Origin of the sequence: Polynucleobacter tropicus (assembly GCF_013307225.1) — a bacterium.
Classification (GTDB): Bacteria; Pseudomonadota; Gammaproteobacteria; order Burkholderiales; family Burkholderiaceae; genus Polynucleobacter; species Polynucleobacter tropicus.
This window is the reverse complement of sequence record NZ_CP028942.1, coordinates 1,215,668-1,238,885: the sequence shown is the minus strand read 5'-3', so window position 1 is coordinate 1,238,885 and position 23,218 is coordinate 1,215,668. Positions and strand designations below refer to the sequence as shown.

General features: G+C 46.4%; 18 protein-coding genes. 13 read left to right on the top strand and 5 right to left on the bottom strand.

Features of this window, described 5'->3' with window-relative positions; genetic code table 11:
- Position 1 precedes the first annotated feature (1 nt).
- The 8 genes from DCO17_RS06415 to DCO17_RS06380 all read left to right on the top strand — a co-directional run bounded on the left by DCO17_RS06415 (position 2) and on the right by DCO17_RS06380 (position 8,436).
- Entirely contained in the window at positions 2–982 is a 981-nt protein-coding gene (locus DCO17_RS06415; RefSeq protein ID WP_173955928.1) for a sterol desaturase family protein, read from the top strand.
- A gap of 22 nt (positions 983–1,004) precedes the next feature.
- On the top strand, positions 1,005–1,874 hold the full coding sequence (locus tag DCO17_RS06410; RefSeq protein WP_173955927.1) for an EI24 domain-containing protein: 870 nt from the start codon (positions 1,005–1,007) through the stop codon (positions 1,872–1,874).
- 20 nt (positions 1,875–1,894) lie between these two features.
- Entirely contained in the window at positions 1,895–2,731 is an 837-nt protein-coding gene (locus DCO17_RS06405; RefSeq protein ID WP_173956732.1) for a competence/damage-inducible protein A, read from the top strand.
- Between the two features lie 206 nt (positions 2,732–2,937).
- Positions 2,938–4,353, top strand: coding sequence for a type I glutamate--ammonia ligase (glnA, locus tag DCO17_RS06400; RefSeq protein WP_173955926.1), 1,416 nt, complete (start codon positions 2,938–2,940; stop codon positions 4,351–4,353).
- Positions 4,354–4,379: 26 nt separating this feature from the next.
- The gene (glnL, locus tag DCO17_RS06395; RefSeq protein WP_437342820.1) at positions 4,380–5,501 is read left to right on the top strand and encodes a nitrogen regulation protein NR(II); all 1,122 of its coding nucleotides are present in this window, start codon (positions 4,380–4,382) and stop codon (positions 5,499–5,501) included.
- The gene (ntrC, locus tag DCO17_RS06390; RefSeq protein WP_173955924.1) at positions 5,498–6,952 is read left to right on the top strand and encodes a nitrogen regulation protein NR(I); all 1,455 of its coding nucleotides are present in this window, start codon (positions 5,498–5,500) and stop codon (positions 6,950–6,952) included. The genes glnL and ntrC overlap by 4 nt, the downstream gene beginning before the upstream one ends.
- Positions 6,945–7,793, top strand: a complete 849-nt coding sequence (xth, locus tag DCO17_RS06385; protein ID WP_173955923.1) for an exodeoxyribonuclease III — start codon at positions 6,945–6,947, stop codon at positions 7,791–7,793. Before ntrC ends, xth begins: the two co-directional genes overlap by 8 nt.
- A gap of 34 nt (positions 7,794–7,827) precedes the next feature.
- A complete protein-coding gene (locus tag DCO17_RS06380; protein WP_173955922.1) occupies positions 7,828–8,436 on the top strand; it encodes a glutathione S-transferase in 609 nt (202 codons plus the stop codon).
- A gap of 20 nt (positions 8,437–8,456) precedes the next feature.
- On the opposite strand, the gene DCO17_RS06375 is transcribed toward DCO17_RS06380, so the two are convergent.
- From DCO17_RS06375 to DCO17_RS06360, 4 genes are read right to left on the bottom strand one after another with little or no spacing between them, the layout of a single operon-like run.
- Positions 8,457–10,583, bottom strand: a complete 2,127-nt coding sequence (locus DCO17_RS06375; protein ID WP_173955921.1) for a M3 family metallopeptidase — start codon at positions 10,581–10,583, stop codon at positions 8,457–8,459.
- Between the two features lie 18 nt (positions 10,584–10,601).
- Complete coding sequence (gene folD, locus DCO17_RS06370) at positions 10,602–11,456, bottom strand: bifunctional methylenetetrahydrofolate dehydrogenase/methenyltetrahydrofolate cyclohydrolase FolD (protein ID WP_173955920.1); 855 nt, start codon at positions 11,454–11,456, stop codon at positions 10,602–10,604.
- A gap of 17 nt (positions 11,457–11,473) precedes the next feature.
- Positions 11,474–12,121, bottom strand: a complete 648-nt coding sequence (locus tag DCO17_RS06365; protein WP_071467798.1) for a response regulator transcription factor — start codon at positions 12,119–12,121, stop codon at positions 11,474–11,476.
- A gap of 34 nt (positions 12,122–12,155) precedes the next feature.
- Positions 12,156–14,681 carry a sensor histidine kinase gene (locus DCO17_RS06360; protein ID WP_173955919.1) on the bottom strand — a complete coding sequence of 842 codons (2,526 nt, stop codon included), beginning with the start codon at positions 14,679–14,681 and terminating at the stop codon, positions 12,156–12,158.
- Between the two features lie 223 nt (positions 14,682–14,904).
- Between DCO17_RS06360 and aceE the strand changes: the two genes are divergently transcribed.
- Genes aceE through lpdA form a run of 3 tightly spaced genes read left to right on the top strand, consistent with a single transcriptional unit; the run spans position 14,905 to position 21,028 of the window.
- Complete coding sequence (gene aceE, locus DCO17_RS06355; RefSeq protein ID WP_173955918.1) at positions 14,905–17,601, top strand: pyruvate dehydrogenase (acetyl-transferring), homodimeric type; 2,697 nt, start codon at positions 14,905–14,907, stop codon at positions 17,599–17,601.
- A 13-nt stretch (positions 17,602–17,614) separates the two neighbouring features.
- Entirely contained in the window at positions 17,615–19,225 is a 1,611-nt protein-coding gene (gene aceF, locus DCO17_RS06350; RefSeq protein WP_173955917.1) for a dihydrolipoyllysine-residue acetyltransferase, read from the top strand.
- Between the two features lie 9 nt (positions 19,226–19,234).
- Entirely contained in the window at positions 19,235–21,028 is a 1,794-nt protein-coding gene (lpdA, locus tag DCO17_RS06345) for a dihydrolipoyl dehydrogenase (RefSeq protein ID WP_173955916.1), read from the top strand.
- 92 nt (positions 21,029–21,120) lie between these two features.
- Here lpdA and DCO17_RS06340 read toward each other — a convergent pair whose 3' ends face one another.
- Complete coding sequence (locus DCO17_RS06340; RefSeq protein ID WP_173955915.1) at positions 21,121–21,492, bottom strand: hypothetical protein; 372 nt, start codon at positions 21,490–21,492, stop codon at positions 21,121–21,123.
- Between the two features lie 110 nt (positions 21,493–21,602).
- Here DCO17_RS06340 and DCO17_RS06335 point away from each other — a divergent pair, with 110 nt between their 5' ends.
- Positions 21,603–22,268, top strand: a complete 666-nt coding sequence (locus DCO17_RS06335; protein ID WP_173955914.1) for an RraA family protein — start codon at positions 21,603–21,605, stop codon at positions 22,266–22,268.
- Positions 22,265–23,215 (top strand): Bug family tripartite tricarboxylate transporter substrate binding protein, encoded by a 951-nt coding sequence (locus tag DCO17_RS06330; RefSeq protein WP_173955913.1) that lies wholly within the window; start codon positions 22,265–22,267, stop codon positions 23,213–23,215. The genes DCO17_RS06335 and DCO17_RS06330 overlap by 4 nt, the downstream gene beginning before the upstream one ends.
- Positions 23,216–23,218 lie beyond the last annotated feature (3 nt).

Here is a 23,218-nt window from a genome sequence, read left to right as displayed (position 1 = left end):
TATGGCTTGGACTGACATTACCTCTGCGATTTCAGGTGCTTACGGCAGCATGCAGGAATGGCTATTCACAAATATTGTTGGCCCACTGCTTTATCAGTTCGATTTGATGTCATGGGCTGAGGATGCCTTTGATGGTCTTGACTGGTTTCTGTTTGGTTGCATTCAAATTATTCTGATCTTGCTAGTGCTCCGCACATGGGAGCGAGTGCAACCAGCGGAAGCACAAGAGCGATTTGCTGCATCTTCCAGAGCCGATGTGTTTTATACACTCTTTCATCGCTTGGGTATTTTTCATGGTCTGATGTTTGTCGCCTTATCAGGATTCTTTTTTGAAATTGATTCGGTATTGCATGATTTCCGTTTTGATCGCCTCAATGTCGAAAATTGGTGGCCTGGCATTACCTCAATACCAGTAGTGAGCTTTCTGATTTATCTGGTGTTGCTGGATTTAGTTGATTACCTCTATCATCGCGCCTCACACGCATTTAATTGGTGGTGGCAATTACATGCTTTACACCATAGCCAAACAGTGATGACCGCTTGGTCTGATAATCGCAATCATTTCTTGGATGACATCATGCGCGCAACAGTGATGGCATTTTTTGCATTGTTGTTTGGTGTCTCGCCAGGGCAGTTTGTTGCCTTGGTGGCGCTAAGTCAATTTATTCAAAGCTGGCAACATGCCAATATCAGAAGCGATTTGGGTATTGCGCGCTATTTGCTTATTTCTCCGATGTATCACCGTATGCACCACGCAGTTGGATATGGACATGAGGCGCAGGGCAAACCTGGGGTCTTGGGTGGTTGTAATTATGGGGTATTGTTCCCTTGGTGGGATATGGTCTTTAAGACCGCAATTTTTCCGAAAGCGGTTTACCCAACGGGCGTGCGAAACTTAACTGTCTCGCAAAATATCATCACGCAGCAATGGCAGGGATTAGTGCACGCAGTGCGTGAGTTGTTCGCAAAGTGGCGAACATAGACGCTAGTGAATTAGGAGTCATATGGTCGGCATTCAACAAGTATTTAAATCATTCGGACTTGCATTGGTGGGTACGATGCATCCGCGGATGTTGTGGCTAAGTTTGCGTCCATTTTTGATTGTGTCGGTACTCTGGGGGTGCTTAATATGGCTCACTTGGACGCCGGCGCTAGAAGCCCTCAGTATTTTTCTGACCAACTCCATCTTTACTAGTTGGATACAAGATGGTCTCGTGTGGGCTGGATTCGAAAATGCAAGAGCATGGATTGCGCCATTGTTTTTTGTGATGCTCATCATCCCGCTCATCATTATTAGTTTGTTAGTGCTAATTGCTTTTTCTACTGTTCCATCGATTGTGAATATTGTCACAAGACAAGCACAGTACCAGGGATTGGAGAGAAGGCAGGGCGGCGGGTTCTTTGGTAGTTTGGTTTATACGTTTTGGTCCGCATTGATTTGTCTAGCGCTTGTTTTGTTGACATTGCCAGTGTGGTGGGTGCCACCCCTTGTAGCAATTCTGCCGCCATTGCTTTGGGGTTGGTTGACTATGCGTTTAATGTCATATGACGTCTTGGCAAAACATGCGAGTTCAGAAGAACGCGATCTATTGATTGAGAAATATCGCTGGCCATTATTGGTAATGGGTATTGCTTCAGGAATGCTGGGAGCTGTGCCGACATTCTTCTGGGCTACTTCCGCATTAGCCTTGGTACTTTTCCCTGTGGTGAGCTTTGTAGCTCTATGGATTTATTCATTGATCTTTGTCTTTGCCGCCCTTTGGTTTAGCCATTTCTTATTGGATGCTTTAAAAAACTTGAGACAAGATGAATTAGATAAGGCATTAACAGTGCCTACACGCGTAATTGAAACGGAGCTGCCCCACCATGGCTGATGCGATAAAAAAAAGTAGAGATTGAAGTTCCTACTGGCGAAGCAAAAGTTGCAAGGCGCTTTGGTTTAATCGTGATTGGTGATGAGATATTGTCAGGGCGCCGTCAAGATAAGCATATGAGTAAGCTAATTGAATTGCTGGCAGAGCGTGGCTTAAGTTTGGGTTGGGCAAGATATGTAGCCGATGACCCCGAGCAAATTACCGCGACACTAAAAGATAGTTTTGCTAGTGGTGATGTGGTCTTTAGTACGGGCGGTATCGGGGCAACACCAGATGATCACACGCGACAATGTGCCGCATTAGCACTAGGAACAAAAACTGAATTACATCCAACTGCGCGTGAGTTGATTGCAGGGCGCATTCAATCGATGGCTGAAGGGGATCCTATCAAAGCAGATCTCAGCACCCCTGAGAACCAACATCGCTTCAAGATGGGTGAGTTTCCAATTGGTAGTGACATCATCCCCAATCCTTACAACCAAATTCCTGGTTTTAGAATCAAGGAGCATCACTTTCTTCCAGGATTTCCCGTGATGGCTACGCCAATGATGGCGTGGTGCTTGGATACTCACTACAAAGATTTGTTTCATCAGGAGAATTGGGCTGAGCAGAGTTTCATCGTGCCTAAAGGAATTGAATCGACTTTGACGCCTTTAATGGAGCGTATTGAAGCGAATTTTACAGGGGTGAAGGTCTTTAGTCTTCCGTCCGTTGGTGATGCCAGCAAGGGTGGTGTTTACGCCCAGAGGCATATTGAATTGGGCGTCAAAGGCAATGCAAATTTGCTGGAAAGTGCTTGGATTGCCCTTAGAACTGGCACCCAAGAGCTTGGCTATGAGATCCACGACATTAGCTAGTCTGTTTATGCCCTAAAAAGGTGCAAAGTGGTGATTTATGCAGATTAATGCGGGTATTCGGGCACTTAAATAGTGCAATAATGACTATTCCCCGTTGTTTGCTTCAGTAAATTACATACATCCGCAAGGCATGTTGCATGCCTGGAATAAACAAGGGTGTATGCCTTAGTTTTGAATTCCAAGTTTAGTTAATAGAGGAGAGTTGCATGACGAAAACCGTCGCTGATGTGATGAAGTTAGTTAAAGAGAAAGAATGTACTTTCATTGATTTCCGCTTTGTTGATACAAAGGGTAAAGAGCAACATACAACAGTACCTATTTCTGCTTTTGACGAAGACAAATTTGAGAGCGGTCATGCATTTGACGGTTCATCTATTGCTGGTTGGAAGGGTATTGAAGCTTCCGACATGTTGTTGATGCCAGATCCAACAGCTGCTTATATTGATCCATTCTATGAAGAGCCAACTTTGGTTCTGACTTGTGACGTGATCGAGCCATCCGATGGCAAAGGTTACGATCGCGATCCACGTTCTATTGCAAAACGCGCTGAAGCGTATTTGAAGAGTTCTGGTCTAGGCGATGCTGCTTACTTTGGTCCAGAGCCAGAGTTCTTTATTTTTGATGGTGTACGTTGGGGCGCCGACATGCAAGGTTGCTTCGTGAAGATTGATTCTGAAGAAGCTCCATGGTCATCTGGTGCTGAGATCGAAGGTGGCAATACAGGTCACCGTCCAGGTAAAAAAGGCGGCTACTTCCCAGTTGCTCCTGTAGATACATTCCAAGACATGCGTTCTGAAATGTGTTTGATTCTCGAATCTTTAGGTATTCCAGTTGAGGTGCATCACCATGAAGTTGCTGGCCAAGGTCAAAACGAATTGGGTACTAAGTTCAGCACATTGGTACAACGTGCTGACTGGACTATCTGGCAAAAGTATGTGATTCAAAACGTTGCTCATGCTTATGGCAAGACAGCAACCTTTATGCCTAAGCCAGTAGTTGGTGATAACGGTTCTGGTATGCACGTTCACCAATCTGTGTGGAAGAATGGTGAGAACTTGTTTGCTGGTAACGGCTATGCTGGTTTATCAGAGTTCGCTCTCTACTACATCGGCGGTATCATCAAGCACGCTCGTGCATTGAACGCGATTACCAACCCAGGCACAAACTCATACAAGCGTTTGGTTCCAGGCTTTGAGGCTCCAGTGAAGTTGGCTTACTCTGCACGTAACCGTTCTGCTTCGATTCGTATTCCACACGTTTCTAATCCTAAGGGTCGCCGTATTGAGACTCGTTTCCCAGATCCATTGGCTAACCCGTACTTGGCATTCTCTGCCTTGTTGATGGCTGGTTTGGATGGCGTACAGAACAAGATTCATCCAGGCGAAGCTGCTGATAAGAACTTGTATGACTTGCCACCAGAAGAAGATGCAAAGATCCCAACCGTTTGCCACAGCTTGGATCAAGCTTTGGAAGCCTTGGACAAAGATCGTGAGTTCTTGACTCGTGGCGGTGTATTTACAAATTCAATGCTCGACGCATACATCGCGTTGAAGAATGAGGATGTCACACGTTTCCGTATGACTACTCATCCAGTTGAATTTGATATGTACTACTCCCTGTAAGCGAAGGAGAGAACTTGAGCGCAGGTTTGTTGCGCAATTCGTTCAAGGGAGCAGCTTCGGCTGCTCCTTTTTTTCCGACATTGCTCGATCAGATGCCCAATGCCATCGTGGTATTCGAGGCCGAGAACCAACAATTGGTTTACGTGAATCCCGCTGCGGAGTCCGCATTGGATCTTTCACGTAAGTCACTTGAGGGTCAATCTGTGTATGACTTATTTGGCGATAACCAAGCGCTAAATGGGATGATTAATGACATCAAAGATGGCCGGGTAATGGCGCAACGCCAAGAGATGGTTTTACATTCATTGCCCGGAAGCATTCATCAAGACTCAATACCGGCACATGTAGTAGTTGCGGCGTTCGAGGACCCTAGCTTGATCATGATGGAGTGGTTCCCAATTGACCAACAATTGCGTAGTGAGCGCGATGAGCGTGTGACCCAGCAGGTTGAAGCAAATAAGCAATTGATGCGCAATTTAGCGCATGAGATTAAAAATCCATTAGGCGGTATTCGTGGGGCGGCTCAACTCTTGGAGTTTGAGTTGCCAGAAAAAGGTTTGCGCGAATACACCCAAGTCATTATTAAAGAATCTGATCGACTTCAGACCTTAGTTGATCGTTTATTGGCACCACATCGTAAGGCACACGTGATTGAGTCGTTCAACGTGCACGAGGCATTAGAGCGTGTGCGCAGTTTGGTGTTAGCTGAGTTTCCTAAGGGTTTGCGAATTATTCGCAACTATGACACGAGCTTACCCGAGGTAATGGGTGATCGCGAGCAGTTAATACAAGCCGTTCTGAATATTGTGCATAACGCAGCCCAGGCCCTATCCGAAGAAATTAGTCAGGGTACTGCGCAAATAGAATTAAAAACCCGAGTAGCTCGTTCAGTGACGATCTCGAAGCAACGTTATAAGTTGGCGATGGACTTGCATGTCATCGATAACGGGCCTGGTATTCCAAGAGAAATTATTGATCGCATCTTCTTCCCCTTGGTCTCAGGGCGTGAGGGAGGCAGTGGTTTAGGTCTTACTTTGGCGCAAACATTTGTTCAGCAACATCAAGGCTACATCGCCTGCGATAGTCGCCCTGGACGAACCGATTTTCATATTCAAATTCCATACCGTAAGCGGGAGAGGGCATCATGAAACCAGTCTGGATTGTCGATGACGATCAATCTATTCGTTGGGTATTAGAAAAAGCATTGGCGCGAGAGAATGTTCCATTCAAGAGCTTTTCTAATCCAAATGATGTGCTCAACGCACTAGAGAAAGAGGCTCCACAGGTATTAATTTCCGATATTCGGATGCCTCGTGGGAACGGATTGGATTTATTGCAGCATGTCAAAGTCACGCACCCGCATTTGCCGGTGATCATCATGACAGCTTATTCAGATCTGGATTCTGCAGTTTCTTCCTTTCAAGGCGGTGCATTTGAGTATCTAACAAAGCCATTTGATGTCGAGAAGGCGGTAGAGCTAATTCATCGGGCAGTAGAGCAGGGCGTCAGAGGTGATGCCAGTGCGAAAGAGGTGGCGGGCTGGAGGCAGGACTCCACTGAAATTATTGGTCAAGCCCCTGCGATGCAAGAGTTGTTTCGCGCGATTGGACGTTTAGCGCAATCGCATGCGACCGTATTAATCACTGGTGAGTCAGGTTCGGGTAAAGAGTTAGTGGCTCAGGCTTTGCATCGACATAGTCCACGCGCAAAAGGACCATTTGTATCCTTGAGTACTTCAGCCGTTCCAAAAGATTTGTTGGAGTCAGAGTTATTTGGCCATGAGCGTGGCGCTTTCCCAGGGGCGCAGACCTTGCGTCGTGGCCGATTGGAGCAGTCTGATGGCGGAACATTATTTTTGGGTGAGATTGGCGACTTACCGTTTGATCTCCAAACTCGTTTATTACGAGTGCTAACAGACGGACACTTCTATCGCCTAGGTGGTCAAGACCCCATCAAAGCTAATGTCCGTATTATTGCCTCAACTCATCAAAATCTGGAGCAGAGGGTTGCCGCTGGATTATTCCGTGAAGATTTGATGCATCGCCTTAATGTGATTCGCTTGCGGATGCCTGCTTTGCGTGAGCGCTCTGAAGATATTCCAGCGCTTGCAAAACATTTCATGATGATTTGCGCGAAATCTCTAGGTGTAGAGCCCAAAAAGCTTTCGGATGAAGTTCTTAAAGAAATGACTGCAATGCCATTTCCAGGAAATGTTCGTCAGCTTGAGAACCTTTGTCATTGGTTAACGGTAATGACTCCCGCCAATGTAGTTGGAGTTGGTGATTTGCCTGCTGATATCGTTTCACAAGTAAGTGAACAGCCGATCCTTGTTCAGGGAGAGTCAACACCTGTAAACAATTCTGCACCTGTGAAGACGGGTACTGCAGATTGGGAGAGTGGTTTATCTCGCCTAGCCGTGAAGATGCTGCAGGATGGTGATACAGCGGTATTTGATGCACTAAGTTCCCGTTTTGAAAAAGCTGTGTTGCAAGCAGCTCTTGAGGTGACGCGCGGTCGTCGAGTCGAGGCGGCGCAACGTCTAGGTATTGGTCGTAATACCATTACTCGTAAATTGCAGGAACTCGGAATCGATGACTGATTCGATTCGAATCGCAGCTTGGAATGTGAACTCTCTAAAAGTTCGCCTTCCACATTTACTACGCTGGTTGCAGGATCAAGAAAAGAAGCAACAAGCCATTGATGCGGTTTGCTTACAAGAGCTCAAGCTGACAGATGATAAGTATCCGCATAAAGAACTAGAGGCTGCGGGATACCTCAGTCTGGCAGCAGGCCAAAAAACCTACAACGGAGTAGCGATTATTGTGCGCAAAGCTGCATTAGCGCCTATCGCAACCGATGTGAACACTACTTTCTTAAAGCCTGTACGTAATATGCCGAATTTTGAAGATGAGCAACAACGCATCTTGGCTGCAACCATTCCATTTACAGGGATGCAGCCGATACGTTTGGTTTCTGCCTATTTTCCAAATGGACAATCACCCGATAGCGAAAAATTTGTTTATAAACTGAATTGGTTAACTTCTTTGCAAACCTGGTTGGCGAGCGAGTTGGAGCAAAATCCACGCTTGGCTTTATTGGGGGACTTCAATATTGCGCCAGCTGATGAAGATGTACATGATCCAAAGGCTTGGGAAGGGCAGAACTTGGTTTCACCGCCAGAACGAAATGCATTTCAATCCTTGGTTGGCCTTGGTTTGCATGATTCCTTCAGAATGTTTGAACAAGCGCCTAAAACATACAGTTGGTGGGACTATCGAATGATGGGCTTTCGTCGCAATGCGGGTCTACGAATCGACCACATTTTATTAAGCGATGCCCTCAAAGAAAAATGCAGTGCTAGCATCGTTGATAAAGAACCAAGAGCCTGGGAGCAGCCATCGGATCATGCTCCCGTGATTGCGCAAATCAAAAAATCTTAAGCACTTTTGAGCGGCTATCGATGGCGATGAAGTGATGACGGCAATTTTGTATTCTTATCGCCGCTGTCCTTATGCCATGAGAGCGCGGATGGCGCTGAAGTATGCCGGTATTGAGGTTCAGATACGCGAAATCTCGCTTAGAGATAAGCCCATCTCTATGTTGCAGATATCCCCCAAAGGAACAGTGCCCGTTCTTAAAACTGATGATCTTGTTCTTGAGCAAAGTATTGACATCATGCGTTGGGCGCTTGAACGGTCTGACCCGGATGCATGGCTGTCAGTAGACCTGGATTTAGCGCAAGCCTGGCTTGCTAAAAATGACGGTCCATTTAAGAAGTTGCTGGATCAATACAAGTACCCAAATCGTTATCCGGAATTGTTGCCTGCTCAAGTTTTAGATGGTGCAATCGAACTAATGCTTCAGCCTATTGAAAGCGTTCTTGAATCACATCCGTATTTGATGGGCGCAAAGTTAAGTTGGGTAGATATTGCGATATTTCCATTCATGCGCCAGTTTTCCATGGTCAATCCACAGCAATTTGAAGGATTACCATTTCCCAAGCTAAAACGTTGGCTTGCTGACCGACTGGAATCAAAGCTATTTCAGTCGGTGATGGAAAAATATCCGACTTGGATTGAATAGTTTGCTAGCCACCATCAGTTTTAAGCAAGCCCACCATGGCGCAAGAGCGCGTCAATGCTTGGCTCACGACCTCGAAAGGCTTTGAAGGACTCAGCGGCGGGGCGACTGCCACCCACTTCTAAGATTTCTTCGCGATAACGCGCACCAGTAATAGGATCCAGCACGGATCCCGTTAGTTTTGCAGCCTCTTCAAATGCGGAGTAGGCGTCAGCTGATAAAACCTCAGCCCATTTATAGCTGTAATAACCAGCTGCATAGCCTCCAGCAAAGATATGGCTAAAGGTATTAATCCATCGAGAAATCTCAGGCTGTGGAATAACATTAAATTCATCTGCAATTGCTCGCGATAGATTCAAAACCGCTTTTCCTTGTGCAGACTTCACATCAAAGTGCGAATGTAATCTCCAGTCAGTTAATGACATGACAATTTGGCGCAAAGTCATCCAACCGTTTTGGAAATTTTTGGCAGCCAACATTTTTTCAAATAATTCGCGTGGCAATGGTTTGCCAGTTTCCACATGAGAAGTCATTCTCTCTAAAACTTCCCACTCCCAGCAGAAGTTCTCCATAAACTGGCTGGGCAACTCAACTGCATCCCATTCCACGCCATTGATGCCGGAAACGCCTAAAGCGCTTACTTGGGTTAAGAGATGATGTAAGCCATGACCGCTTTCATGGAAGAGGGTGATGACATCATCATGGGTAATGGTGGGTTGGCGTAATACGCCATCAACTTTGACTGGTGCTGCAAAGTTGCACACTAAATACGCTACTGGAATTTGAATCTCGCCATTAGGTAGCTCCCTGCGGCCACGCGCATCATCCATCCAGGCGCCACCCCGTTTGCCTGGGCGAGCATAAGGGTCTAAATAAAAATATGCTCGCAACTTTCCAGAAAGATCCTTCACTGCAAACGATTGCACATCAGCATGCCAAGTAGGTAAGTCAGCCGCCTTAATCTTGACGTTAAATAATGTTTGAATTACGCCAAACAATCCTTCCAATACCTTGGGTAAAGGGAAATATTGTTTTAATTCATTTTCAGAGAATGCATAACGAGACTGTTTCAGGCGCTCCGATGCAAAAGCCATATCCCAAGGCTCAACAGCATCAGCCAAGCCAAGTTCGTTTTTAGCAAACGCACAAAGCTCATCCCAGTCGCGCTTTGCATAGGGCTTGGATTTAATGGCGAAATCAGTTAAGAAGCGATCCACTTCGTCAACGGTATTAGCCATTTTGGGTGCAAGACTCAGCGCGGCAAAATTAGCAAAGCCGAGCATCCGCGCTTCTTCATCTCGCAGACGCAATTGGTCCAGCATGTTTTGCGTGTTATCCCAATCTGCTTTACCTTCTCCGAATTGAGGTCCCAGTTCAGATGAGCGGGTGATATAAGCCTCATACATGAGGCGACGTAAGGCTCGGTTTTCGGAATACTGCATGACTGGGTAATAAGAAGGAAAGTGCAGAGTGAAAGCCCAACCCTGCAACCCTTTTTGCTGAGCGACGTCGGCTGCTGCGGCTTTGACATCATCTGGAAGGCCGGCTAACTGAGATTCATCGCTTACATGATGAACAAAATGATCGGTGGCATCCAAAACATGATCAGAGAATGCTTTTCCAAGCACTGCTTGCTCATCCTGAATCTGAGCAAAGCGAGGCTTATCTGCATCACTTAATTCTGCACCACCTAGACGAAAATCTCTTAAAGAGTTTTCAATGACTTTTTTCTGCGCACGATTTAGTTTTGCAAACCCAGGGCTATTGCTGAGCTCTTTAAACTTTTGATACAGAGCTAAATTTTGTCCGAGACTGGAGAAAAATGCGGTTACCTCGGGTAGCATCGCGCCGTAGGCTGCTCGAAGCTCAGCCGTATCTGCAACGCTGTTCAGATGAGAAATAACTCCCCAAGATCTACCTAAAGCTTCTGTAGCATCTTCTAATGGTTCTGCTAATTGATCCCAGGTGGCAGGAGTACTTGGATCAGTTGCAAGATCAACAGCGTTCTGAGCGCGCTTTAGTAGCCACCCAACCGCAGGCGTAATGTGTTCAGGCTTTACTTCTGAATAGGAAGCAATTCCTCGGCCAAAACTAAGTAAAGGATTGTTTTGTAATTCTGGGGAAAGGGTGGCAAGAGGGGATGTATTCATCCCTCTAGCTTAATGGATCTAAGGTTTGGCTGCTTTTTCTGCGGCTTCCAAAGTATTCATTAACAGCATGGTAATGGTCATGGGACCAACACCACCAGGAACAGGGGTAATCCAGCCTGCTACATATTTGGCCGTATCAAAATCAACGTCCCCACAGAGTTTGCCGTCGGGAAGGCGATTAATGCCCACATCAATCACCACGGCGCCATTTTTAACCATGTCGCCAGAAATCATTTTGGGCTTACCGGTAGCAACAACAAGGATATCTGCGTCCTTGGTATGGTGGGCAAGGTCACGAGTTTTGCTATTGCAAATAGTTACTGTGGCGCCTGCTTGTAAAAGTAGCATAGCCATTGGCTTGCCAACAATATTAGATGCGCCAACAATCACTGCTCTAGCACCACGAATGGGATAGTCAATGCTCTCTAAAATTTTCATGCAACCATATGGTGTGCAAGGTTTGAATTCTGGTTGACCAACCATCAGTGCGCCTGCATTAGCAACGTGAAAGCCATCCACATCCTTTTCGGGCGCAATTGCTTCAAGTACACGTTCCGCGGCAATATGCTCTGGCAGAGGGAGCTGCACCAAGATGCCATGAACGGAGGGGTCAGCATTTAATGTTGCAATGCGAGCCAATAATTCTTCTTCACCAAGCTCGGCAGAATAACGTTCCAGAACCGAATGAAAACCTACATCTTCACAGGCTTTCACTTTATTGCGTACATAGACTTGGCTGGCGGCATTATCTCCAACAACAATTACGGCTAGACCAGGGCGCACACCCTTAGCGGTCACAATGGCGCCACGAGCGGCGATTTCAGTACGAAGTTTCTTGGAGAGCGCGTTTCCGTCGAGTAATTGAGCCGGCATTACAAATAGGGTGGAAATTAATTAGGTTGTGGGTCAGAGAGCGCTAGGCGCAATAAGTCCGCTACGGTGTTGACGTTGAGCTTTTCCATAATGTTGGCGCGGTGTGCTTCAACAGTTTTGATGGAGATGCCAAGATCATCGGCAATTTGTTTGTTCAGGCGTCCAGCAACAATGCGTTCAAGAACTTGACGCTCGCGACCGGTCAGTTTGCTGAGCAAGCTCTGAGTAATTTTGCGTTGACTTGCTTGAGAGTAGTCCACACGAGCTTTTGCCAACATGCGATCAACAAGGCCACAAAGATCATTCTCTTTAAATGGCTTCTCAATGAAATCAACCGCACCACGTTTCATGGTTGATACCGCCATCGACACATCCCCATGACCTGTAATAAATGCAACAGGCATTGGCAGATTTTCACTAATTAAACGCTCTTGCAATTCAAGACCAGACATACCAGGCATGCGCACATCCAGAATGGCGCAGGAGATAGTTGACTTATCGGTGCTTTGTAAAGACTGCAAGAAACGTTCCGCGCTTGCATGGCAACGCACGACGTAACCATTGCTTTCCAAAAGCCATGTCAAAGAATCTCGAACTGCTTCATCATCATCGACGACATAAACAACTTCGGCCTGGTTAGGTTTGGTGCTGGCGCTTAAGTTCATAACGGTTCTCACAAATCAATCATCAGTACGACAGTTATACATTCCCGCTAGTTTCCGGAGATTCTAGGGGTAGCAATATTGTAAAGGTGCAGCCGACAAGCTTGGTATGTTCGGCATCCATGGAATTCACGGCCCACAAGCGACCGTGGTGGGATTCGATAATGGAGCGGCAAATATTGAGCCCCATGCCCATTCCATCAGATTTTGTGCTGAAAAAGGGCTCAAACATGCGTTGTGAGACCGATTCAGGGATTCCGGCGCCCCCATCCTTGACTTGAATGCGGAGCATGGCTGGAAAAATACTAGTGTCTAGGTCTGCACTAATAGAGACAGGAGGGGCTGACCAGCGTGAAGAGAGGGGGTAGGCCTCCCTAGTGCTATCTAAGCCATTTTTCAGTAGATTGACCAAAACCTGCAAGATGAGAACGGGGTCGACATTCACTTCGGGAAGATTTTCAGCAATGTTTGAGGTGATCGTGAGGCGGTGGCGATGTGCCTCGATCTCAACGAGCCCAACGGCGTCATTAATGATTTCGTTGATTGCGATAGGTTTTCTCTGAGGTTCGCTACGTTTCACAAATCCACGAATACGCTGGATGATCGTGCCGGCACGATGTGCTTGCTCAGAAGCTTTTTCTAGGGCAGGCAAAATTTCTTTATTGAGCATAGGGTCAAGGTTGCCCTCTAATCTTTTGGCAACACCCATGCAATAGTTCGAGATGGCCGACAGGGGCTGATTAAGTTCATGAGCCAAAGAGGATGCCATTTCACCCATGGTGGTTAAACGACTCGTAAATTGCATGCGCTCTTCTTGTTGGCGTGCCAGATCCTCACCCTCTTTACGAAGGGTGATGTCAGTGGCAATCAGTAATTGCGCAAGATGTCCATCAACCCATGGAATGAAGCGGCGACGTACTTCGTACCATTTATTGCTGTCATCGCTGAGTTGAACCTCTTCAGACTCAGACTCTTGATACAAGAAAGAGGTCGGAATGCCATCGCGGATGTAATCTTGAAGATCTTGTGCAATATTGTGCAAAGTATCAATCCGATTTTCTTGATGAGCTAACTGAAAGTGGCCCTTGGAATCGTTTCCAAAATTCTCACGGTAAAAGCGATTGGCAAATAGAAGTTCATCTGTTTCTAGTGAGACAACAGAAACAGCCGCATCGAGACCCTCGAGAACGGTTGTAAAGCGATCTTGCGATGCTGCTAATTCTTCCCGAATCTTTTTAGGCTCAGAAATATCAATTAATGAGGTGACCCAACCTGTTTGTTGGCCGCGCTCATTTATTAATGGGGCGATAAAGGTGCGTGTCTGTATCAGCGAGCCATCTTTTCTGAGGATTGCACCCTCAATGCCTTTTTTCAGGCTATTGCTGATGTCGGCCCTCAAGGCCCGATTCATTTTCTCAACTAGTTCATCTCTGCGGCTATCTGGCCAGAAAGGGAAAGGAGGCTCAAGCCCAATCAGCTCTTTGGCACTCCATCCCGTCATTTCACAGAATGCGCGATTGACATAGGTAATTCGCTTTTGCATATCGTGCGCACGAATACCCACTGGCGTGGAATTTTCCATGGCGCTACGAAAGTTAGTTTCTGTTCGTAAATTGGCTTCGGCTTCTTGTCTCACTTGCATCTGTTTCAATACAGACCAGAGACTCCAAATCACGAATGCGGAAAGTCCAATCACCACTCCAATAAGCATGCGGAATGTCAGGTTGGTGGGTGGGGGGTAGGTATCAATACGCAACACCATATTGGGGCTGAGTACACCAATGTCTAGACTGGTTTGATTGCTGAAGGCGCGTTTCGGGGTATCGCGATCAGAAGAGATGGCAAGAACTCTGTCGTTGTCGCTCAGTAGCGTGAAGCGATAGTGAGCCTTTAGCTCCCCTGGAATGATTTCTAGTACGCCTTGGGTTGTATATAGGGCAGCTAGGAAGCCGATGGTTTGACCGCCCACAATGTTCGGAACAACTTGCCAGAATACGGTCCGTCTTTCTTTAGTAATTGGCTCTTCATTTGGCAGGCTCAGAGTCATGAAGGGGCTGAATGCCGCTCTACTGGTGGCCTTGCTTAATTCAATAGTGCTTGCAAGACTCTCATTTGATTTTTGATCATTTTGAGTTTTGCTGATCCAGTCTGTTTTATTGATATTGACAGGAACTGTCCACAAGCGCTGGTTGTCCGCATTTATCCAAATGATTTTTACAATCTCATGATTATTGAGAATTAAATCATCTGCTTGTTCACGCACAAGCTGTTTAAGTTTGGGATCTTCTGTGCTAGTAGCTATTTCGCGATTAATAGCATTTAATGTTTCTGCATTATTTGCAAATCGCAATTGAATGCGCTGCTTTGCAAAAGATAGCTCTCGAAATAGGGCCGCCTCTTGCTGGTTTTTTTCTTGTAAGTGCAGGGTGCCCAAAATGACGCTCATCACCATCGTGAACAACACAATGGCAAGTAATGGGGTGTAAACCAGCTTAAAGCCCCGTATCTTTCGGAGCCAATTAAAGGGTTTGGTGATTAAGCTGACTAAGGCCGTGGATTTCATAGATATAAGCCCATTTTGCCTGATTGGGGCTCTAAATATCGTTTTTCAACTCTCTGAGCCTTATTCCTGTGCGTCGCAACAAAATACCACATTATGAGAAATATTATCATTATGTGGAAAATTGCTTGTTAACACCCATATACCTTCCTAGAATGTTGCCTATAGAGTGAATGACTAACAACGAAGCAACTGAAGTAAATCAAATAACTATTGGAGACAAGTTATGGCTGCAGTTCCAGATCAAGTTTTAGGCAAGCAAAATCCACAGGATGCAGATCCTGGTGAAACACAAGAATGGCTGCAAGCGCTCGATGGCGTAATTCATAACGAAGGTCCGCAACGTGCGGCTTATCTGATTGATCAGCAAATTTCCCATGCTCGCGTTAATGGGGTTGATCAACCGTTTCATGCTGAGACGCCTTATATCAATACGATTCCAGTAGAGAATCAAGCGCGTTTACCTGGCGATCAAAATGTAGAGCATCGTATTCGTTCATACACACGTTGGAATGCCATGGCAATGGTGTTGCGTGCCAATAAAGATACGAATGTCGGTGGCCATATTTCCTCTTTCCAATCCGCAGCAACTTTATACGATGTTGGTTACAACCATTTTTGGCATGCGCCTTCAGCAGAGCATGGCGGTGATCTGATATTTGTTCAGGGTCACTCAGCACCAGGTGTTTATGCGCGTGCATATATGTTGGGTCGCTTAACAGATGATCAGTTAAATAATTTCCGTCAAGAAGTAGGTGGCAAAGGTATTTCAAGTTACCCACATCCTTGGTTAATGCCGGACTTCTGGCAATTCCCAACCGTTTCTATGGGTCTTGGTCCGATTATGGCGATTTATCAGGCACGCTTTATGAAGTACTTGAGAGATCGTGGATTCATTCAAGAGCAGGGTCGCAAAGTATGGGCCTTCCTTGGTGATGGCGAAACGGACGAGCCTGAATCTTTGGGTGCAATCGGCATGGCTGGCCGCGAGAAGTTGGATAACCTTATCTTTGTTATTAACTGCAACTTGCAACGCTTGGATGGGCCGGTTCGCGGAAACGGAAAAATTATTCAGGAACTAGAGGGTGAGTTCCGTGGCGCTGGTTGGAACGTGATTAAAGTGGTTTGGGGCGGTCAGTGGGATGCTCTATTTGCGCGCGATAAGAAGGGTATTTTGATGCAACGTCTCGGCGAGATCGTTGACGGTCAATACCAAACCATGAAAGCGAAAAATGGCGCTTACGTTCGTGAGACTGTCTTCAATACTCCAGAATTAAAAGCCTTAGTTAGCGATTGGAGTGATGATGAAATTTGGCAGCTTAATCGTGGTGGTCATGACCCACACAAGGTGTATGCCGCATTTCATGCAGCAGTGAATCATAAGGATCAGCCAACGGTTATCTTGGCTCATACCATTAAGGGTTATGGTATGGGCGGCTCTGGCGAGGCAATGAATATTGCTCACCAAGCGAAGAAGATGAATGACGACGATGTACGTCGCTTTAGAGATCGTTTTGAGATTCCTGTTAAGGATGAAGATTTGGTGGAAATGCCTTTGGTGAAGTTTGCCGAGGGAAGCCCAGAGCTTGAATACATGAAAGCTCGCCGCCAAGAGTTGGGCGGTTACTTGCCACAGCGTCGCGCAAAGGCAGAGAGTTTGCCGGTTCCAGCTTTAAGTGCATTTGCTCCATTGCTTGAGGCGACAACAGAAGGGCGCGAGATCTCCACCACTATGGCATTTGTGCGTATGCTCAATACCATTGTGCGAGATCAATCTATTGGTAAACGTGTAGTTCCAATTGTTCCAGACGAGTCACGTACTTTTGGTATGGAAGGTATGTTCCGTCAATTAGGAATCTGGAACCAATTGGGCCAGCTCTACACCCCTGAAGATCATGATCAGTTGATGTTCTACAAAGAGGATAAGTCTGGCCAAATTTTGCAGGAAGGCATTAATGAGGCTGGCGGCATGTGTGACTGGATTGCAGCCGCTACATCGTATTCAACGCACGGTGTGCCAATGCTACCTTTCTATATTTTCTATTCCATGTTTGGCTTCCAGCGTATTGGTGACTTAGCTTGGGCTGCAGGCGATATGCGTAGTCGAGGTTTCTTACTTGGCGGTACTGCGGGTAGAACCACATTGAATGGCGAGGGTCTCCAACACGAAGATGGTCATAGTCATCTTTGGAGTGCAGCCGTACCAAACTGTATTAGCTATGACCCAACATTTGCCTTTGAGCTAGCAGTGGTGATTCAAGATGGTATGCGTCGCATGTTGGAAGTTCAGGAGGATGTGTATTACTACGTCACCCTCATGAACGAGAACTATGCTCATCCAGCAATGCCTAAGGGTGCTGAAAAAGACATTATTAAAGGGATGTATAAGCTGAAGTCTGTTGGCGATAACAATGCCAAGCTTCGTGTACAGCTTTTGGGCTCAGGCACGATTTTCCGTGAGGTGATTGAAGCAGCAGAGATGCTTCAAAAAGATTGGGGTGTTGCTTCTGACTTGTGGGGTTGCCCAAGCTTTACAGAGTTGGGTCGTGATTGGAATGCAGCGCATCGCACCAATTTATTGAATCCAACAGTAACACCAATGCTCTCTCATGTTGAGAAATGTCTAAGAGATACAACGGGTCCAATCATTGCTTCTACTGACTATGTTCGCCTATTTGCAGAACAAATTCGCCCAGCGATTCAGCACATGGGCCGTCGTTATGAAGTTCTTGGTACCGATGGCTTTGGTCGTTCAGATACCCGTGAGAAGCTTCGTGATTTCTTTGAAGTAGATCGTCGTTGGGTTGTTATTACCGCGTTGAGATCTTTGGTTGATGCAGGTCAGCTTGATCGTCAAAAATTGGCTGAAGCTATTAAGAAGTACGGCATCGACACTAACAAACCAAACCCAATGACGGTTTAAGGCGAGATCATTCATGAGTCAAATAATCGAAATCAAAGTACCGGACATTGGTGACTATAAAGATGTGCCAGTTATCGAGGTGCTCGTAAAAGCAGGCGACAAGGTTGAAAAAGAGCAATCAATTGTCGTTTTGGAATCTGATAAGGCCACTATGGATGTGCCTTCTTCGCATACTGGTGTTGTAAAGGATGTGAAGGTTAAGGTGGGTGACACCTTGTCAGAAGGTTCTGTAGTGATCACTCTGGAAGAGGGCGCAGCTGCATCGGCACCCGCTCCGGCAGTAACTGCTGTAAGCGCACCCCAAGCTTCTGCGGCCCCAGCTTCTTCAGGCGGCGCTCCGCTTGAAGTAAAAGTTCCAGATATTGGCGATTACAAAGACGTTCCTGTGATCGAAGTATTGGTAAGAGTAGGCGATAAGGTAGAGAAAGAGCAGTCGATTGTTGTTCTGGAATCTGATAAGGCTACGATGGATGTTCCATCCTCTCACGCCGGTGTCGTGAAAGAAGTTAAGGTTAAAGTTGGCGACAACTTGTCTGAAGGCTCAGTAGTAGTTATTTTGGATGGCGCTTCCAGTGGAGCTTCTGCACCTGCGGCACCAGCCCTTGCTGCATCTACAGCTCCTTTGGCCAGAGCAGTTGAGCCTCCTATCGCCAGAGCACCAGCACCTCCGCCAATTAGTAATACTCCTTCACCAGTAGATACTGTTGTTAGCCACGCAAGCCCTTCAGTCAGAAAGTTTGCACGTGAGCTTGGTGTAACCATCGCTCAAGTTAAAGGCTCTGGTCCAAAGGGACGCATTACTCAAGAAGACGTGCAAGCGTTTGTGAAAGCGGCAATGAGTGGCGGCGCTGGTAGTGCAGCTGCGGCCTCTAGTGGCGGAAGTTTGGGTGGCTTGAATTTAATTCCTTGGCCAAAAGTGGATTTCACAAAGTTTGGTGAGATCGAACGTCAACCATTGAATCGCATCAAGAAACTCACAGCGGCAAATTTAGGTCGCAACTGGGTAATGATTCCTGCGGTAACGTACCACGAGGATGCGGACATTACTGATTTAGAAGCTTTCCGCGTTCTCACCAATAAAGAGAATGAGAAGAAGGGAATCAAGATTACGATGCTCGCATTCTTGATGAAAGCCGCTGTTGCTGCGTTGAAAAAATATCCAGAGTTCAATAGCTCTTTGGATGGCGATGATTTAATTCTTAAGAAATACTTCAATATTGGCTTTGCTGCGGATACGCCAACTGGTCTCGTTGTGCCAGTAATTAAAGATGCTGATAAGAAAGGTATCTTTGAGTTAGCGAAGGAAACTTCTGAGTTAGCTGCATTGGCTCGCGATGGCAAATTGAAGCCAGATCAGATGCAAGGCGCAAGCTTTACCATTTCTTCCTTGGGTGGCATTGGCGGAACTTATTTCTCGCCAATCGTGAATGCGCCTGAAGTGGCTATTTTGGGTGTTAGCAAGGCTGCTATGAAACCAGTTTGGGATGGCAAGCAATTTGTACCTCGCTTGATTTGTCCGTTATCTTTATCTGCCGATCACCGCGTAATTGATGGTGCTCTGGCGACTCGCTTCAATGTGTATATTGCTCAACTCTTAGCCGACTTCCGTCGTGCTTCGCTATAAGGAGAACTTATGGCTAAGCAAAACATTCTAGTTCCAGATATTGGTGATTACTCAGATGTTCCTGTCATTGAAGTATTGGTGAAGGTGGGTGATGTGGTTCAAAAAGAGCAGCCATTACTCGTCCTCGAGTCTGACAAGGCAACGATGGAAGTTCCTGCGGATGCCGCAGGTACGATTACTAGCATTGCCGTGAAGTTAGGCGACAAGGTGAGCAAGGGTTCTGTGATCGCTGAAATCGAGGCAAGTGCTGGCACTACACCGGCTTCAGCCCCTGCACCAGCTGCGCCTAAACCCGCAACCCCAGCAACAGCTCCGGCTGCAATTGCTTCTGCACCAAAAGCGGGGCAGTACAACGGGAAGGTAGATCATGAGTGCGAGACATTAGTGCTCGGCGCTGGTCCCGGCGGATACAGCGCGGCATTTCGCAGTGCTGATTTGGGTATGAATACCGTTTTAATAGAGCGTTATGCAACCCTAGGTGGCGTGTGCTTAAACGTTGGATGTATTCCATCAAAAGCATTACTTCATACCGCTGCTGTCATGGATGAAGTAAAGACAATGGCTAAGCATGGCATCACATTTGGTGCGCCAAAGATTGAGATTGATCAATTACGTGGCTATAAAGAGTCAGTGATTGCAAAATTAACTGGCGGATTAGCTGGTATGGCTAAGGCACGCAAAGTGAAGGTAGTGCGCGGTCTTGGTAAGTTCTTAGATGCAAACCATGTGGAAGTTGAATTAACCAATGGTTCAGGCCAGGACTTAACTGGGCAAAAAGAAGTGGTACGTTTTCAGAAGGCAATCATTGCTGCTGGTAGCCAGCCCGTAAAACTACCTTTCTTACCTGAAGATCCTCGTATTGTTGATAGTACAGGTGCCTTATTGCTCAAGAGTATTCCAAAAAGAATGCTGGTAATTGGTGGCGGTATTATTGGTTTAGAAATGGCTACGGTTTACAGCACGCTTGGCTCGCGTATTGATATTGCCGAGATGATGGATGGTTTGATGGCGGGCGCCGACCGCGACCTTGAGAAGGTTTGGGAGAAGTTCAACGCTGGTCGTTTTGAAAACATCATGCTCAAGACTCGAGCAGCAAAAGCTGAAGTAAAGCCTGATGGTATTCAGGTGACATTTGAAGGCGAGAACGCACCTGCTCAACCACAGACCTATGATTTGGTATTGGTTGCAGTAGGGCGTACTCCAAACGGCAAAAAAATCGCCGCAGATAAAGCAGGCGTTCAAGTGGACGAGCGCGGATTTATTCCGGTTGATAAGCAGATGCGCACCAATGTACCGAACATCTTCGCAATTGGTGACTTAGTTGGTCAACCAATGCTGGCTCATAAAGCGGTGCATGAAGGTCATGTGGCTGCCGAGGCTGCCGCTGGTGAGAAGTCTTACTTCGATGCTAAGCAAATTCCTTCTGTTGCGTACACGGACCCAGAGGTTGCTTGGGCAGGCCTGACTGAGGAACAATGCAAGACCCAAGGTATTGCGTATGAAAAAGGCTTATTCCCGTGGGCAGCTAGTGGGCGCGCTATTGCAAACGGTCGCGATGAAGGTTTCACGAAACTGATTTTTGATGCTAAGACTCATCGCATTATTGGTGGCGGTATCGTCGGCACACATGCTGGAGACTTGATCGGAGAGGTATGCCTCGCAATAGAGATGGGTGCTGATGCGGTTGATATTGGAAAAACTATTCATCCGCATCCAACCCTGGGTGAGTCAGTTGGCTTGGCTGCAGAAGCGGCGCATGGTCATTGCACAGACTTGCCCCCGGTCAAGAAGAAGTCTGCTTAACCCCACTTCATTGAGCTAACGGTAGTTGCAAATAAAAAAGCCCTGAGTAATCGGGGCTTTTTTATGGCTAATCATCGGTAGTGATACAAGTTTTAAATAATGAGTTTTGCATCCAGTTTTCGAATGCGCTCATCTACGTAATAACCACCAGCTTCTAAATAGCGAAGATATTTAGAGCCACATTTCTTACATTGATGGACATCCGACTTGTTATAGGGGTGGAACCCGATCGCGATTGGAGCATTTTTTGACCAGAGATCTGTTCCGTCGGGGTGATATTCCTCCCAGCATTCCTGGTTATCTTCAACTCGAAGCGTGCCAATGCACTCTAGTGCTTTAGTTTCAAAGCCGCCAGGTATGCTTTCCCATCCATCGCACGTAAGGGATTGGCAATCTGGGCACGATTCCTTATGGCTTGATGTCGCTAGGGACAGTAATTCATCTCGATTAATGAGTTTTGTCATTTGAAACTTTTTGAATAAAAGGCTTCTAAGTAGGGTATATTTTTAAAAAGAATAGATCTTAGCTCAGACTGCTAATAACAGTTGAGTAAATCAACAATAAGGAAGACAAAATGGCTTATGGTTACGCTATCAACCCCCGAAAAGATGCCTTTAATGAAGGTATCACTGCATTGACTGGGTTAGCTACTTCAGTTGTTAGTGATGTGCTTGGTCGAACCATTGGTGCAGTAGGTATTCTGCCTGTCAATAAGTCGCCTGTTTCAGTTTGTGGAAATGCGGTTACGGTAAGCGTTCGCTCTGGCGATAATTTAATGATTCATAAAGCCTTACAAATTTTGCAACCAGGCGATGTTTTAGTGGTTGATGGCGGTGGCGATATCTCGCGTGCGTTATTTGGTGAAATCATGATGACGGTTGCGAAATCGCGCGGAGCAATAGGTGCGGTATTCGATGCTGCCATACGTGATGTTGAGGCCTTTGAACGTCATCAGTTCCCATGCTGGGCGCGTGGAGTGAATATGCGCGGTCCTTATAAAGACGGGCCTGGATCAATCAATGTGCCAGTTTGTATTGGTGGAATGACAGTGAACCCTGGCGATATTATTTTGGGTGATGGCGATGGCATCATCGCTTTATCCCCTGAGATTGCATTAGAGGGTGCGCGACTCGGTAAGGAGAAAGAGTTAACGGAGCGTAAAACTATTCAATCGATCTTGGATGGCAAGTATGACGATGCTTGGGTTGACGCTACCCTAAAACAAAAAGGCGCTCTATGAAAAAGCGCTTTTTTCTAGCGGCATTATTTGCCACTCTTTCTTTAAATGTATCAGCTGCTTATCCCGACAAATCAATTAAGTTCCTGGTTCCATGGCCTCCAGGTGGGGCAACAGATCAGGTTGCTCGCATCTTAGCTCAACCCCTCACAAAAGAGCTTGGCGTTTCTGTATTTGTTGAAAATAAAGGTGGCGCTGGGGGCAACATTGGCACTCAAGCATTCTTGCAAGATAAGCCTGATGGCTATTCTATTTTGATGGCTACAAGTTCAACGAATGCTGCAGGCCCTCATCTATTTGCCAATCAAGGTTTTGATGCTGCGAAAGATTTCACGCCAGTAGTGCTGGTTTGCACGATTCCAAACATCATGGTTGTACCAGCATCATCACCATGGAATAGCTTGAAAGATTTAATGGCCGATGCAAAACAAAATCCTGGCAAGTTTACCTATGGATCCGCAGGCATTGGCGCTTCACAACATCTAGCAGGCGCTCAATTTAAAACAGTAACCGGTCTAGATATTCGCCATGTACCCTATAAAGGTAGTGGCCCTGCTGCAGTCGATTTGATGGCTGGTCATATCGATATGATGCTAGACACGGGTTCAATGGCAAACATTAAAGGTGGAAAACTCAAGGCATTAGGAGTGGCATCTGAGAAGCGTATCCCTGAGTTACCCAACGTTCCAACCATGAAAGAGGCTGGTGCACCCATGGTGGCAAATGCTTGGTATGGGGTTATGTTGCCTGCTGGCGCACCAAAAGATGTAACCGATAAGCTAAATGCCGCATTTAATAAGGTGCTTAAGGACCCCGAAGTTAGAAAGCATCTGCAATCAATAGGCGCTCAAGTAGATGGTGGTTCCGTGGCTGACTTTACAAAGTTTTCGCAATCAGAGATTAAGCGCTATGAGGGCATCGTCAAAATGTCTGGCGCTCCTAAGGAGTAATTA